The organism is Streptomyces sp. NBC_00669 (genome assembly GCF_036226785.1).
In the GTDB taxonomy this organism is placed as follows: domain Bacteria; phylum Actinomycetota; class Actinomycetes; order Streptomycetales; family Streptomycetaceae; genus Actinacidiphila.
In genome coordinates this window covers 2,219,523-2,236,205 of sequence record NZ_CP109018.1, presented here as the reverse complement: position 1 = coordinate 2,236,205, position 16,683 = coordinate 2,219,523, and the positions used below count along the sequence as shown (strand labels likewise).

Genomic DNA, 16,683 nt, shown 5'->3' with positions numbered 1-16,683 from the left:
GCATTGTCAGGCGAATTATCTTCCGGATCGGGGTCGCAATGACCTGGAAATAGCCTGACAATTACGTTCTCGCAGGTCACGACCTGCGAGAAGGCTGAATTCGTGAGAGGCGTTGACTTGATAACACACATGGTTTTACATAGCGGGAACCCGCTGGACAGAAAGGCTGCCCATGCATGACCGGATCGCCTCGGGCGAGGAGCGGATAGCCGCGTTCCTCACCGAGAAGCTGCGCCCAGCGCTGTATCCGCAGCGGCTGCCCATGGACATCGGCGCCTGGCACATCCCGGGCGAGCCGGTTCCGGCGGAGGTGGCGCTGCGCGCCGAGTACACCCCGTTCGCGGTCGGCGAGCCCTGGGGCAAGCCCTGGGCCACCACCTGGTTCCGGGTGCACGCCACCGTGCCCGAACGCTGGGCGGGCCGCCGGGTCGAGGCCCTCGTCGACCTCGGCTCCGACCCCGACGGCGGCCGCGCCGAAGGGCTCGTGCACGACGAGCGGGGCCTGCCGCTGCAAGGGCTCCACCCGCACCTGCCGGCCGTGCCGGTGGCGGTCAGCGCGGTCGGCGGCGAGCCGGTGCGCCTGCTGGTCGAGGCCGCCGCCAACCCGCAGATCGAGGGCGGCAGCGGGGCCGGCAGCCGCTACGGCGACCCGGCCACCGCCGGCGACACCCCGCTGTACCGGCTGCGCCGCGCCGACATCGCGGTCCGCGACGAGGACGTCTGGCAGCTGATCCACGACTTCGAGGCGCTGGACGGCCTGATGCGCGCGCTGCCCGACGCGCTGCCCCGCAAGCACGAGATCCGCGCCGCCCTCGAAGCCGCCGTGGACGCGGTCGACCCGCGCGCCGTCGCGCGCACCGCGGGCCGCGCCCGTACGGTGCTCGCCCCGGCGTTGAGCCGGCACGCGCACGACTCCGCGCACACCTTCGCCGCGGTCGGCCACGCGCACATCGACTCCGCCTGGCTGTGGCCGGTGCGCGAGACCGTACGCAAGTGCGCCCGCACCTTCAGCACCATGGCCGCGCTCACCGAGGAGTACCCGGGACTGGTCGTCGCCGCGTCCTCCGCGCAGCACTACGCCTGGATGAAGGAGCACCACCCGCACGTCTTCGAGCGGATACGCAAGGCCGTCGCGGACGGCAACTGGGTGCCGGCCGGCGGCATGTGGGTCGAGGCCGACGCCGAACTTCCCGGCGGGGAGGCGCTGGCCCGCCAGTTCGTGCACGGCCGGCGCTTCTTCCGCGACGAACTCGGCGTCGACGGCGACGGGGTCTGGCTGCCCGACGTCTCCGGCGCCTCCGCCGCCTTCCCGCAGCTCGCCGCGCTGGCCGGGGCCCGCTGGGTGGCCGCCCGCCGACCCGAACCGGGGCTGGCCGCCGCGCCCCCGCACCACACCTTCCGCTGGGAGGGCATCGACGGCACCCGCCTGTTCACCCACCTCGTGCCGGGCGCCGCCGAGGGCACCAGCCTGACCGGGCCCGAACTCACCGGCACCGTCGCGTCCTTCGCCGAACTCGGCGCCGCCGGCAGCTCGCTGCTGCCCTTCGGCCGCGGCGACGGCGGCCCCGACCGGGCCATGCTGGAGCGGGCCCGCCGCTTCGCCGACCTCGAAGGCGCCCCCCGCGTCACGCTGAGCACCCCTGCCGCGTTCTTCCGCGCCGCCGAGCAGGAGTACCCGCAGGCACCGGTCTGGCGCGGCGAACTCGACCTCGCCGCGCACCGCGGCGCGTACACCAGCCAGGCCCGCACCAAGCGCGGCAACCGCCGCAGCGAGGCCCTGCTGCACGAGGCCGAGCTGTGGTCGGCGACCGCCGCCGTACGGCACGGGATTCCCTACCCCTACGCCGAGTTGGAGCGGCTGTGGCGGCAGGTGCTGCTCCAGCAGTGCCACGACATCCTGCCCGGCACGTCCATCGCCTGGGTGCACGAAGAGGCCGAACAGGCCCACCGCGACGTGCAGCGCCGGCTGGAGCGGCTGATCCGGCGGGCGACCGGCGGCCCGGGCACCGACCCGGACGGCACCGGGGTACTCAACTCCGGCCCGCGCGAGCGCCGCGAGGTCGTCGTGCTCGGCCCGGACGCCCGCCCGCTGCCCGGCGGGCAGCAGCTCGCCGACGGCCGCACCGCCGTCCTCGCGCAGGCGCCCGCCCTCGGCGCCGGCCGGGCCGGACTGCCGCTCGGCGACCTGTCGCCGGTCACCGTCGAAGCCCTCGCCGACGGTGGCCACGTCCTGGACAACGGCCTGCTGCGGATCGTGGTGGACCGGGACGGGCTGGTGCGCTCGGCCGTCGAGTCGGGCACCGGCCGGGAGGCCATCGCGCCCGGCGCGGCCGGCAACCTGCTCCAGCTCCACCGCGACGAGCCCGCCGACTGGAGCGCGCTGCGGCTCGACCCGCGCGGCGGGCGCGACCTCGACACCGCCGAGTCGGTCGAACTGCTCGACGCCGGACCGCTGCTGGCCACGGTCCGGGTGGTGCGCGGCACCGGCCGCTCCACCGTCGTCCAGCACCTCGGCCTCGGCGCCGGCAGCTATGCCCTCACCATCGACACCGAGATCGACTGGCGCGAGCAGGACACCATGCTCAAGGCCGCCTGGCCGCTGGACGTGCACGCCGAACACACCAGCGCCGAGACCCAGTTCGGGCACGTCACCCGGCCCACCCACGAGAACACCGGCTCCGACGCGGCCCGCCGCGAGGCCGCCGCCCACCGCTGGCTGCACGTCGGCGAGCACGGCTGGGGCGTGGCGCTGGCCTCCGACGCGACCTACGGCTACGACACCACCCGCCACACCCGGCCCGACGGCGGCACCACCACGGTGGTGCGCAGCACCCTGCTGCGCGCCCCGCACAGCCCCGACCCGCACGCCGACCGGGGAGTCCAGCGCTTCCGGCACACCCTGCGGCCGGGCGCCTCCGTGGCGGACGCGATCACCGAGGGCTACGCGCTCAACCTCCCGCTGCGCACCGGGCCCGACACCCCCGAGCCGGTGGCCGACCTGCCGCTGGTCGCCGTCGACCACCCGGACGTGCTCATCGAGACGGTCAAGCTCGCCGACGACCGCGGCGGCGACGTCGTGGTCCGGCTCTACGAGTCGCGCGGCGGCCGCGCGCGCACCACCCTCACCGCGGGCTTCCCGGTCGCCGCCCTGACGGAGACCGACCTGCTCGAAGCGCCGCTCGCCGCCCTTTCCCCCGCCGACCCGCTCACCTTGCGCCCGTTCCAGATCCTCACCCTCCGCATCACGCCCAAGGACCGGCACCGTGCCTGACGCAACCCCGCCCCCCACGCCCGCCGTTCCGCCGCGCCGCGCCGCTCAGCCGAGACGCGCCACCCGGTGGCGGCGGCCGAGCGGCCCGCCACCGCCCGGCTCGACGTGCGCGGCAACCGCGCCGCCGGCGCACCGCGCCGGCATTCCCGCGGAGGTGCGCCGTGGCTGACCTCGACGTGGTGCAGGAGAGCGGACCGGTGGCGGTGCTGCGCGAGTGGGCTCGCGGCGGCGGCCCCCTGGCGGTGCGGGCGCGGGTGGTGCTGCTCGCGATCGAGGGACTGCGGGACGCCGAGATCGCGCGGCGGCTGGGCGTGTCCCGGCAGACCGTGGGCACCTGGCGGCACCGCTGGCAGAGCGCCGGCCTCGCCGGGCTGGAGCAGCGCCCGCGCACCGGCCGCCCGGCCACCGTGGACGAGGCCGAGGTCGTCGCCCGGGCGCTGCTGGCCCCCGGCGGCTCCGGCGCGAGCCGGGCGATCGCCCGCGAACTGGGCCTGTCGCACGCCACGGTGGCCTCGATCCGGCGGCGCTGGGCGGTGGGCGGCGACATCACCCGCGGCCCGCGGGTCCCCGCCCGCCCGCCGCTGCCCGGCGCCGACATCTGGGTGATGGGCGTCTACGTGGACGACCGCCGCGCGGTCCTGCTGGCCGGTACCCGCCCGGACGTGCCGCCGTCGGCAGCCGTCGCCACGGTGCTCGGCGAGGACGTGCTGTCAGGGCTGGCCGGCGCGATGGACGCGCTCCACCCGGGCGGGTCACCGTCAGGCGGGACACATTCAGGCGGGACGCACCCGGACGGGACGCACCCGGACGGGACACCCGCGGACCCGCACCACCCGGACGGGACGCTCCCGGACGGGCCCCGCACCGGCGCCGACCACGACCCGGAACTCGCCGGCTACCTCGCCGAGGCCACCGCCCACCACCCCGACATCGCCCTGCACGCGGTGACCTTGTGGGACTCCGCCCCCGCCGACTCCGCCTCCGCCGACGCCGTTCCGGCCGGGGCCGCGATCGGCGGGGTGACCTCGCACCGGCTGCCCGCCAACGCCTCCTGGCGCAGCTTCCTGCGCGCCATGGCCGCGCTGGACAGCACCAGCCACCCCGAGTCCTCGCGCCGCGTCTACCTCGACCTGGTCGCGGAACTCGGCCGCGGCGGCACCCCCGTACGGTGGCTGCGCGAGAGCGTCGCCGGCCATCTGCGCAGCAGCGTGGCCGTACCGCCGGCGCAGGCCGCGCCGTCCGCCGCGCCTTCCACCTCCAAAGCGGCGGCCACGGCGGCCCCTTCGAGCGCGGCCGCCCCCGCGGAGCCGATCGCCTCCAGCGGGGTGAACCAGATCGACCTCGGCTCGTTCAACGAGTGCGTGGTGATCGAGTCGGTGCGGCTGTCGGGCACCATCACCCGCGGCGAGATCGCGCACCGCACCGGCCTGACCCAGCAGTCCGTCTCGCGGATCGCCCGTTCGCTGATCGACCGCGGCATCCTCGTGGAGGACGCGCAGCGCCGGGCCACCTCGGGCAAGCCGCGCACCCCGGTCCGGCTGTGCGGCACCGCCGCGCACGCGCTCGGCCTGCACATCGACCCCGAGGTGCTGACCGCCGTGGTGATCGACCTCGACGGCGCGATCGTCTGCACCTGCACCCGGCCGGTCGGCGCGGAGGGCGACCCGACCGAATTCGTCGCGCAGGTCGTCGCGTTGGGGCGCGAGGCGCTGGAGAAGGCGCAGGGCTCGGTGCCGGAGGAGGGCTTCCTCGGCATCGGCGTGGCGGTGCCGGGCCCGGTGGACATCGCCTCCGGTACGGTGCTGGGTCCGCCGCTGCTGTCGGCGTGGAACGACATCCCGCTGCTGTACCTGCTCAAGGACCACTTCCCCTGCCCGGTGATCATCGAGAAGGACTCGCTGGCCGCGGCGGCCGGCGAGCGCTGGATCGGCCGCGACCGCAGGGCCCGCGACTTCGCCTACCTGTACCTCGGCACCGGGGTCGGCTCCGGCCTCTACCTCAACGGCGACCTCTACCGCGGAGTGAGCGCCAACGCGGGGGAGTTCGGCCAGCTGTGCGCGATATCGCTCGGTCGCACCGGTCCCGACGGGCGGCCCGAGATGGTGCCGGAGTGCAACCCGCCCGGTTCCGTACCGGAGTTCGCCGCCCGGCACGGCTTCCCCGCCTCCGGCGCGGCCGCCGGCAGCACCGCGGCGTACCGCGAGGTCGGGCGGGCCGCGGCGGCCGGCGACGCGGCGGCCACCGCCGCGCTGCGGGAGGTGGCCGGCGCGGTCGGCCGCGGCGCCCTGGGCCTGGTCGACCTGCTCGACATCGACCTGATCGTGCTGGGCGGGCCGTTCTTCACCGAGGACACCGCCGGCTTCTACCTCGACGAGATCCACCGGGTGGTCAACGACTTCCCGACCGCGCGCCGGCTGCGACGGGTCGAGGTCGAGCCGTCCGTGCTCAGCGCCGAGGCCGCGGCGGTGGGCGCCGCGTCCACGATCTTCCACGCCACCTTCACCCCGCGGCTGCGCACCCGCGCCCGGGCGTAGGGACGTCCGGCGCCCGGCCGGAAGCCGGCCGTCCGGGCGCGGCGCCCGCCGCCGGGCGGAGCCCGTTCATCGTTGTTTCGTCGTCATCAGTCAAAACAATGCCATCCTGTCCGGTCAGAACTCTTGACTCGACGTCAAACCTGGCAACAAACTGCCGCATTGAGAACGCAAGGCCCGGACTTTCTTCGGACTTGCACCAAAGTTCGTCGCAAGGGTCGTAGCCGGCCCGGGTGTTCCGCTTGATCACGCTTGATGACACTCCCCGGACGACGGAGGCAGGATGGACAAGCGAAGGCGTCGGCGCGCAGGCCTGGCCGCGGTGTGCGCGATGGCGTGCGCGGTGGGGCTGAGTGCCACCTACGGCGGCACCGCCGTGGCACAGGCCCCGCATGCGGCCGCGAGCACGCCGATCTACCTGGACACGCACTACTCCTTCCAGGAGCGGGCCGCCGACCTGGTGTCGCGGATGACGCTCCAGGAGAAGGTGCAGCAGCTCAGCACCAACAGCGGCCCGGCGATACCGCGGCTGGGGGTGCAGCAGTACACGTACTGGAGCGAGGGGCAGCACGGCGTCAACAGCCTCGGCGCCGACCAGAACAACGGCGGGGCGCAGGGCGGGGTCCACTCCACCAGCTTCCCCACCAACTTCGCCTCGTCCATGTCCTGGGACAAGAGCCTGATGTACCAGGAGAGCACCGCGATCTCCGACGAGGCCCGCGGGTTCGTCGACAAGTCGCTCTTCGGCACCGGCCAGAACAACCTCGGCCCGTCGGCGGACGACTACGGTTCGCTGACGTACTGGGCGCCGACGGTCAACCTCGACCGGGACCCGCGCTGGGGCCGCACCGACGAGGCGTTCGGCGAGGACCCGTACTTCGTCGGGCAGATGGCCGGGCAGTTCATCGACGGCTACGAGGGCAACAACCCGGACGGCACCTCGCAGACCGGCTACCTCAAGGTCGCCGCCACCGCCAAGCACTACGCGCTGAACAACGTCGAGGACAACCGCACCGGGATCAGCTCCGACGTCAACGACACGGACCTGCGCGACTACTACACCGCCCAGTTCCGCGACCTGATCGAGGACGCGCACGTCGCCGGCCTGATGACGTCGTACAACGCGATCAACGGCACCCCGTCCACGTCGGACACCTACACCACCAACGAACTCGCCCAGCGCACCTACGGGTTCGACGGCTACATCACCTCCGACTGCGGCGCGGTCGGCACCAACTGGAAGCAGTTCCCCGGCGGCCACGACTGGGCGCCGCCCGGCTGGACCACCGACCACGACGCGAACAACCCGACCTGGACCCAGACCGCCACCGGCAAGACCATGTCCGGCCAGGCCGGCGGCCAGGCGTACTCCCTGCGGGCCGGCACCGACCTGAACTGCACCGGCGACGAGGCCACCACCGCCAACATCGAGCAGGCCATCGAGGCCGGTGCGCTGAGCGAGGGCGTCATCGACAACGCGCTGGTGAAGGTCTTCACCGTCCGCATGGAGACCGGCGAGTTCGACCCGGCCGGCAGCGTGAAGTACACCTCGATCACCAAGGACCAGATCGAGAGCCCGGCCCACCAGGCGCTGGCCACCAAGGTCGCCGACAACTCGCTGGTGCTGCTGAAGAACTCCGCTCCCGCCACCGGCACCAGCCCGCTGCTGCCGGTCGACCCGGCGAAGGCGAAGAAGATCGTCATCCTCGGCGACATGGCGAACACCACCACGCTGGGCCTGTACTCCGGCGAGCCGGACCACACCACCAGCCCGGTGCAGGGCATCACCGACGAGGTGAAGGCCGCCAACCCGGGTGCCGACGTGGTCTTCGACGCGGCCGGCAGCTCCTCGACGGCCACCGCCGCCGCGACCCTCAGCGACCAGACCAAGGCCGACATCCAGTCCGCCGACCTGGTCGTGCTCTTCGTCGGCACCAACAAGGCCAACGCCGACGAGGGCAAGGACCGCACCAACCTCGACATGCCCGGCAACTACGACTCGCTGATCGACCAGACCGCCGCGCTCGGCAACAAGAAGCTGGCGCTGGTCATCCAGTCCGACGGTCCGGTGAAGATCGACGACGAGCAGGGCAAGGTCTCCTCGATCGTCTTCAGCGGCTTCAACGGCCAGTCCCAGGGCGCCGCGCTCGCCGACGTGCTCTTCGGCAAGCAGAACCCCGCCGGGCACCTCAACTTCACCTGGTACAAGGACGACTCGCAGCTCCCGGACAAGTCCGACTACGGCCTGACCCCCGGTGAGACCGGCGGACTCGGCCGCACCTACCAGTACTTCACCGGCACCCCGACCTACCCCTTCGGGTACGGCCTGAGCTACAGCTCCTTCTCCTACACGCACGTCACCGCCGACCACTCGCAGATCACCCCGGACGGCTCGGTGAAGATCGGCGTCGACGTCAAGAACACCGGCAAGACCGCCGGTGCGACGGTCGCCCAGCTCTACGCCGCCACGCCGTTCACGGTCAAGGGCGTCCAGCTGCCGAAGAAGCGGCTGGCCGGCTTCGCCAAGACCGGCGTCCTCCAGCCCGGTCAGAGCCAGCACCTGACGATCTCCGTCAAGGCCGCCGACCTGTCGAGCTGGGACGCGAAGAACTCCCGGCAGACGGTCTACAACGGCCGCTACCAGTTCCAGGTCGCCGCGGACTCCTCGCACGTCGCCGGCACCGCGAACGTGCGGATCAGCGGACGGCTCACCCCGAAGGTGCAGACCGTCACGGTGCAGCCGGAGAACGTCGTCTACAACGCGGGCGACACCTTCAGCCTGACCGGCAAGAACCAGTGGATCAAGGACGACACCGACCACTCCAAGGAGCAGCGCGACACGTCCATCACCGCGGACAACGTGGTGGAGGCGGTCAACAACGACCAGTCGTTCGCGGACCTGAAGCACGCGGGCGTCAGCTACCGCAGCAGTGACCCGAAGGTCGCCACCGTCGACAAGAACGGCACCGTGCACGCGGTCGCCGACGGCGTCGCCACCATCTCCGCGAAGGTCGGCGGGGTCACCGGGTCCGCCCCGATCGTGGTGCGCAACTCGCTGACGCTCCAAGCGGTGCCGATCGCCGCGGCCGGCAGCACGCTGACCGCGACCACCACCTACACCAACGGCAGCGCCGCGGCGGTCAGCGGCATCACCGTCGGGCTCAAGGCGCCCGACGGCTGGACCGCCACCGCCACCACCCCGGCCACCTTCGACCAGGTCGGCCCGGGCCAGAAGGCCACCACCACCTGGTCGGTGAGCATCCCGGCCGGCACCGACCCGGCGTCCTTCACCCTGGACGCCACCGTCGGCACGCCCGGCGGCGACCACACCGCGCAGACACCGGTCACCGTGCCGTACGCCTCGCTGACCGCTGCCTACAACAACATCGGGATCAGCAGCGACGACAACACCAAGGCGGCCAGCTTCGACGGCGGGGGCGCCAGCTACTCCAGCGACGCCCTGGTGGCGGCCGGCTGGACTCCCGGCAAGAGCACCGACCACGACGGGGTGAGCTTCCCGTGGCCCGCCGCCGCGGGCACCGGCGCCCCCGACAACGTGGTGGCCGGCGGCCAGGCGATCGAGATCAGCGGCAGTGGTACCAAGCTCGGCTTCGTCGGTTCGAGCGCCTTCGGCAGCTCGTCCGGCAGCGGCACCATCCTCTACACCGACGGCACCACCCAGACGTACGCGCTGGCACTCGCGGACTGGTGGTCGAAGACCGCCTCCCAGGGCAGCGACATCGCCGCCAGCCTGCCGTACCTCAACAACGGCGGAGGGCAGTCGCAGCAGCCCGTGCACACGTACGCCGCGACGGTGAACCTGCAACCCGGCAAGACCGTGCAGGCCATCACCCTGCCCGACGTGAGCCAGACGGCGACCAACAACCAGTTGGCGATGCACATCTTCTCCGTGGCCATCGGCGGCTGACCCGCCGGCGCGGGGGGCCGGCCGCCCGTCGGGACCGGCCCCCCGCGCATGCCTCGCACACCCGCGTACGCCTGAGGCCGCGCGTGCTCCTTGACGCGCGCGTGCCCCCGCCCGCGTGCCCCCACGCCCTCAAGTCCTCATGTCCCCATGCCCTCATGCCGGCGCCCGCCCCTGGGCGCCCATGGAAGGAACCATGAACAACCAGCATGAACAGCGCAGTTCGGCCCTGGTGCCGACCCGCCGCCAGCTGCTCACCCTCGGTGCCGCCACCGCCGCCGCGGTCGGCCTCCAGCGGATCGGCGCCGCCCAGGCGGCCGCTCCGGGCGACGGCGGTTTCGCCGCGCCCAGGACCGGCGGCGCCCAGGTGCTCCAGTCGCTCAACGGCACCTGGGACTTCCTGCCCGCGGCGGCCGGCGCCGCCTACCCGCCGGCCGACTCCGGCTGGGCCGACATCCCCGTGCCGGCCGAATGGAACATGGCGGCCGGGCCGTTCGCCACCGGTTGGGACGCCTACGACCTCTTCGAGACCCCCGACGACTGGAACACGGTGGACACCGCCTGGTACCGGCGGACCGTCCGCGTACCGGCGGCGGCCAAGGGGCAGCGGATCGTGCTGCGCTTCGAGGCGGTCAACTTCGAGGCGACCGTCTGGTTCAACGGCGCCCAGGTCGCCCACCACCAGGACGGGCTGCTGCCGTTCGAGGCCGACGTCACCGACCACGCGGTCTTCGGCGGCAGCAACACCGTTCACCTGCTGGTGCGTTCACCCGGCTCGGCCCGGCAGTCCGACGGCTACCACTTCCCGGGGGGCTCCTGGTGGGGCCAGGAGGCGGCCGGGATCTGGCAGGACGTGTGGCTGCTGGCCCGCAACCCCGTCTCCACCGCCGACACCGCAATCGTCACGTCGGTCACGGACAAGAAGCTCACCGCCACCACCGTCCTGCGCAACGACTCCGCCGCCGACGCCACCGTCCGGGTGGACCACACCGTGTGGGACGGCGCCCGCCAGGTGCTGCGGCTCAGCCGCCAGGTCACCGTGCCGGCCGGCGGCACCACCGCCGTCGAGGAGTCCGCCGGCTGGAGCAAGCCCCGGCTGTGGAACCCGGCCGACCCGCACCTGTACGAGCTGCGGGTCGACATCCGCGCCTCCGGCACCGGCCCGGTGCTCGACTCGACCACCCAGCGGTTCGGCTTCCGCGAGGTCACCGTCGACGGCCCGGCGCTGCTGCTCAACGGCGAACCGCAACTGCTGCGCGGCGACTCCTGGCACTACATGGGCTCCGTCCAGAACAGCCGCGCCTACGCCGAGATGTGGATGCGGATGGCGATGGCCGCGGGCGTCAACTACATGCGCCTGCACGCCATGCCGTACCCGCCGGTCTACTACGACGTGGCCGACGAACTCGGCATGATGATCGTCGGCGAGTCCGGCATCTACGGCTCCTCGGGCAACTACGCGATGGGCGCCGACGACTTCTGGGCCAACTGCGCCACCCACCTGAAGGACCGGGTGGTCCGCGACCGCAACCACCCCTCGATCATCGCCTGGAGCGCGGAGAACGAGATGCTGGCCGCCTTCGGCCAGAGCTACGTGCCGCAGGTCGCCGCGCTCAAGCCGCCGGTGCTCGCCGAGGACACCAGCCGCCCGGTCTACTTCGAGGGCGACGGCGACCCGCAGGGCGCCGGCGACCTGCGCAGCACCCACTACCCGGTGGAGATCACCACCAAGAACACCACGATCCCCGAGTCCGGCCGGGTGCTGGCCGTCGGCCAGCCGCGCGGCGACGAGTGGGACCGCAAGAAGCCGTTCCTGATCAGCGAGTTCAGCTCGATGTACTACGCCAACCCGTCCGACGTCAGCGCGCTCGGCGGCCCGGCGGCGTACGCGGACCTGGACGGGTTCTGGTCGGCGCACGCGCTGACCGTCCGCGCCCAGATCGAGGGCTTCCGGTACGCGGGCATCACCGCGATCTCGCCGTGGAACACGGTCTGGTACGGCATGCAGCCGCTGCCGTTCGACGGCACGTCGGTGCCGAAGCCCGATCCGAGCGGGTCCGGGCCGCGGCTGAAGCGGGTCGGGCCGTTCGCGGCGACCCTCAACCCCGGCTTCCAGAAGGGCCTGCCCGACTGGCGGCCGAACCCCATCCACGGCTCGGTGGCGCGGGTCTTCCAGCCCGTCGCCGCGCTCGCGCTGGACTACCGCACCCACTACTTCGGCGGCAGCACGCTGGCGAAGGACCTGATGGTCTGCAACGACACCGCCGGAAAGGTGAAGTTGACGGTCGGCTGGACGCTGAGCGGCAAGGGCATCCCGACCGGCAAGGGCTCGGCGAAGGTGACGGTCGCGGCCACCGACCGCGGCAGCGTGACCGCGAAGCTCGCGCTGCCCAAGGTCAAGAAGGCCACCGCGGCCACCTTGCGGATCACCGTCTCGGGCGACGGGACGTTCACCGACGACATCGCGCTGACCTTGTACCCGGCTCCCGCGGGCAAGCTCGGCACCCCGCTCAAGGCGGCGGTGCTGGAGGGGACTTCGGGTGCCGCCACCACCAAGGCGCTGACCGCGCTGGGCGTGACGGCCCGCACCGTCGCCGACTTCGGCACGCTGCCCGACCCCGCCTCCGGCGAGGTGCTGGTGGTCGCCGAGGGCGCCGAACCGGCCGCCGACACCGACGCGGGCAAGAAGGTCACCACGTTCGTCGCCGCCGGCGGCCAGGTGCTGGTGCTGGCGCAGAGCGCGTTCCCGCAGATCCTGCCGTGGCCGCAGTTCAGCACGAGCAGCCCGCAGACCGTCACCCACGTCGCCGCGCCGCACCACCCGGTGCTGGCCGGCATCGGCGCCGACGACCTGCGCTGGTGGCAGACCGCCGACGAGACCGTGGTGTCCACCGTGCTGCTCAAGCCGCGCTTCGGCAGCCTGCTCTCGCTCGCCGACGCCGGGTCCGCGCTGGCCGCCACCGCGCTCGCCGAGACCAGGTTCGGCAAGGGCCGCTACCTGATCTGCCAGTACCCGGTGGTGGCCGCGCAGGCCGCCGAGCCGATCGCCGCCGCGCTGCTGCGCAACCTGCTCGGGTACGTCGCCCGGCCGGCCGCGGCCACCGGGCGGTTCGGGGTGCTCGCCGCCGACGACAAGAGCGCGGCGGCGGTCACCCTCAAGGCCGCCGCGGCCGATCTGACGGTGCTCGGCACGGTCGACGCCGACGCCCTCGCGGCGCTGGACATCCTGCTGGTGGACGCCTCGCCCGGCAACGACGCGCCGCTGGCGTCGCTCAAGGCAGCCGCTGCCGCGGTCACCGCGTGGACCGGCCAGGGCGGCACCCTGTGGATCAGTGGTGCCACCCCGGACACCTGGGCGTCGGTCGCGCCGTTCCTGCCGTCCGGCGCCAAGCTCACCGCCGTGGACGCCGACCACGCGCACGGCGCCGTGACCACCGGAAACTCCGCCCTGACCACCGGCGTCAGCAACGCCGACCTGGACTGGCCGGGTGCGGGCGCGCCCTTGGTGGCGTACACCGTGCAGGCCAAGGGCGGCACCAGCGCGGTGGACACCCGGGCGGTCGCCTGGAGCCTGTTCAGCGCGGGCAACGAGCAGACCAAGTACGGCAAGGCGGCACACAGCACGCTCGGCTTCACCGCCGGCAGCGCGCTGTGGCAGACGGCCGCGGGCCAGGGGTCGGTGATCGTCGACCAGTTGCTGTGGCCGGACAAGAACGCCCTGCCCACGCAGGTCGGCCTGGCCGCGCTGCTGGCCGCGAACGTCGGCACCGCCTTCGCCGCGGGCGCCGGCTCGGGCGAACTGCCCACCGACGGCTGGAAGGGCTTCACCAACCCGGCCGGCGGAACCCCCGCCAACGCCTACGACCGCAACCCCAGCACCCGCTGGACCAGTTCGACGGCCCGCCAGCCCGGCATGTACTACGGCCTCGACCTGGGGGCGTCGCACACCATCGACAAGATCGTGTGGGACGCGTCGGCCTCCAGCGGCGACGTACCCAGCGCCGCCGACCTGCTGGTCTCCACGGACAACTCCACCTGGACCACGGTGCTCAGCCTCGCCGACACCGCTCCGTACACCTCGGGCGGCGTGATGACGCTGAACTTCGACCCGGTGGACGTCCGGTACTTCAAGGTCGTCAACACCAAGGCCGCCGGGAACTACCTGTCCGTGCACGAGATCTACGTGTACACGGCGACGCAGTGACCCGGTGAAGCGGTGAGCCGGCCGGACGGGTCGTGGGGCCCGTCCGGCCGGCTCGGTATCCGCCCTGGCCTACGCGGCCGGGGTCGTGCCGGTGACCGTCGCGGCCGGGCCGGTGCCCGCGCCGGTGACGGCGGCGACGCCGACCGTGTACGGCGTGCCGGGCGTCAGATCGCCGAGCACGCGGAACATCGCGTGCGCCGACGGCTGGGTGACCAGCACGTCCCGGCCGGCCACGTCGACCGTACGGCTGCCCGAGGGGTCGGTGACCGTGATCCGGTAGCCGATGACGGGGGAGTCGCCGACGACAGTCGGGGGCGTCCAGTCCAGGGTCGCGGCGGTGGCCTGGGCCTTCAGCTTGAGTCCGGTCGGAGCCGCGGCCGGCGCGGTGGCGGCCTTCGGGGCCAGCGGCGCCGACGGCAGCGAAGGCGCGCTGTCGCCATGGGAGTTCACCGCCGTGACCGTCACGGTGTAGGGGACACCGTCGGTGAGGCCGGTGAGCCGGACCAGCGCCGTGGCGGCGAAGTCGGCGGCGGAGACGAAGGCGGTCGCAGCCGTGTGCCCGGCGGGGTCCGCGGCCGTCACCCGGTACCCCAGCAGCGCCGAACCGCCGTCCGCCCAGGTGGGGTTGAAGGCGGTGTACAGCGTGCCGGAGGCACCGACGGCCGTCGCGACCCGGGTCGGCGCCACCGGCACCGACACCGGGGCGAACCGCCGTGCGAGGACGCTCCGGTAGGCGGGCTCCAGGCCCGCGTCGGCGACCACGCCGGCGGGGGCGTCGGACGCCGAGGCGATCAGGTGGTTGCCCTGCGTCACCACGCCCTTGTTGCTGCCGTCGGCGTCACCCTGCTCCCACCAGTTGCCGGAGATGAGGGTCGGGTCGTTGTTGTGGAGGGCGTCGCGGTAGTCGACGTGGGTGCTGGCGACGTTGGCGTACGACGCGCCGTAGAGCACGTTCCCCGACACCGTCTCGTAGGTGCAGCCGTTGTCGGTGTAGACGCTCTTGCCGAGGCCGAACTGCGTGTGGATGACGTTGCCGGTGACCTTCTCGCCGGTGGCCATCGAACTGCCGGTCAGGCCCTGGGTGTAGATGCCGCCGCCGTCGTCCAGGCCCTGCATGTAGTCGGTGATGAGGTTGTCGCTGACGGTGTTGTCGTGGCTGTCGTTGGGCGTGGCGGGCGAGCCGATCTTGTCCGGCCAGCCGCCCCAGCCCATCGAGATCCCGGAGTAGCCGACGTGGTCGATCTGGTTGTGGGAGATCAGGTCGTGCTGCGTGTAGCCGTTGACGATGGGCACGCCGCCGGTGAACTCCCTTGGCAGCGCGTAGAGATGGTTGTCCGTCAGCTGGACGTCGCGGGTGACGTCGGCGTCGTCGGTGGGCAGCGCCTGGTCCACGCCGCCGACCTCCACGCCGTTGCCCGAGATGTCGGTGAAGACGCTGCCGCGCACGGTGGTGTGTTGCGTGCCGTCGCCCAACTCCAGTCCGGCCGCGCCGAGATGGACGAACGCGTCGTCGCTGAAGTCGAGGTCGCGGCCGTGGTCGATCGCGACGTTGCCGGGCTCCTTGGTCCAGGCGCCGAACGGGCACTGCCCGCCGGCCTGGAAGCCGCACAGGCCCTCGGTGGCGTAGCCGGTCGGGCCCGAGATGGTGTAGCCGGCCTGGATCTCGGAGAAGCCCTCCGGGGAGGAGGGGGTCAGCCAGGTGGCGTAGGAGAACTGCAGGCCGCGGAAGGCCACGTCGTGCAGGGGCGCGGCGGCGGTGCCCCGCCCGTCGACGAGCTTCTCCAGCGCGGGCGCCTCCACGTCGGCGCGGTGCAGGTCCTCGCCCTTGCGCGGCATGTAGTAGACGGTGTGCGCGGCGCGGTCGAGGTACCACTCGCCCGGGGTGTCCAGGAGTTCCCTGGCGTTCTCCATGTACGTCACGTGAGCGCCGTTGGTGAGCGCGCCGGGGCCCACCATGCTGACGGTGCGGCCGGGGATGTCCGGGAACTCCACCCGCTTGTTGGAGTTGTCCCAGCACGGCTGGACCATGGTGACGGTCGTGCCGGACGCCGAGGCGACGTCGCAGCGCGGCTGCGTCCACTGGCCGAGGCCGTCGCGCACCATGTTCCACAGCGTCTCGCCGCTGGTGTAGACGAACTCGGCGCCGGCGATGTCGGGCCACTTCGCGAGGGTGTCACTGGCGGCGGTGTAGCCGGTGGCGGTCTTGGTGAGGGTGACCGGGACCTGGCCGGCGGCGCGGGTGGCGCGCACACCGTCGACGTACAGCTGCCGGGTGTCGGAGAGCCCGCGGGGTGCCGGGGCGGCCCACAGGCCGCTGTGCCCCGTGACCTGGTGCCAGCCGGTGACCTGCTTGCCGCCGCTGATCACGGCCTTGCCGCTGCCCTGCCAGACCACCTGGTGGCCGCCTGACCCGGAGTCGCGCGAGTCGAGCGTGAGCGGATGGTCCAACCGGTAGGTGCCGTCGGCCAGATGGACGGTCAGATCCGCGGCCAGGTGGTGGTCCCGCTGCCGGACGAGGTCCTGGGCGCGCGCCAGGGTGCGCACGGGGTGGCGCGCGTCGCCCGCGGCGTGGTCGTTGCCGTGGGGCGCGACGTAGACGTCCTGGGAGGGGGGAGCGGCGTCGGCCGCCGGGCCGGTGGCGGCGATGCCGCCGATCGCCACCGCGGTGGCGGCGAGTATCGGCCACAGTCTTCTTCTGAGCACGGTCATCGTCCTTCGGGTCGGGAGCGGGGAGTGCGACGGCGCCTTGTCC

The 16,683-nt window shown here is 73.0% G+C and carries 5 protein-coding genes; 4 read left to right on the top strand and 1 reads right to left on the bottom strand.

Going from position 1 to position 16,683, the window contains the following annotated elements:
* Positions 1 to 172: 172 nt before the first annotated feature.
* The 4 genes from OG896_RS08850 to OG896_RS08835 all read left to right on the top strand — a co-directional run bounded on the left by OG896_RS08850 (position 173) and on the right by OG896_RS08835 (position 13,931).
* A complete protein-coding gene (locus tag OG896_RS08850) occupies positions 173 to 3,271 on the top strand; it encodes an alpha-mannosidase (RefSeq protein ID WP_329363952.1) in 3,099 nt (1,032 codons plus the stop codon).
* Between the two features lie 161 nt (positions 3,272 to 3,432).
* Positions 3,433 to 5,805 carry an ROK family protein gene (locus OG896_RS08845; protein WP_329363951.1) on the top strand — a complete coding sequence of 791 codons (2,373 nt, stop codon included), beginning with the start codon at positions 3,433 to 3,435 and terminating at the stop codon, positions 5,803 to 5,805.
* Positions 5,806 to 6,085: 280 nt separating this feature from the next.
* Entirely contained in the window at positions 6,086 to 9,730 is a 3,645-nt protein-coding gene (locus OG896_RS08840; protein WP_329363949.1) for a glycoside hydrolase family 3 C-terminal domain-containing protein, read from the top strand.
* 193 nt (positions 9,731 to 9,923) lie between these two features.
* A complete protein-coding gene (locus tag OG896_RS08835) occupies positions 9,924 to 13,931 on the top strand; it encodes a glycoside hydrolase family 2 protein (RefSeq protein ID WP_329363947.1) in 4,008 nt (1,335 codons plus the stop codon).
* A 69-nt stretch (positions 13,932 to 14,000) separates the two neighbouring features.
* On the opposite strand, the gene OG896_RS08830 is transcribed toward OG896_RS08835, so the two are convergent.
* A complete protein-coding gene (locus OG896_RS08830; RefSeq protein WP_443056973.1) occupies positions 14,001 to 16,640 on the bottom strand; it encodes a fibronectin type III domain-containing protein in 2,640 nt (879 codons plus the stop codon).
* Positions 16,641 to 16,683: the final 43 nt, after the last annotated feature.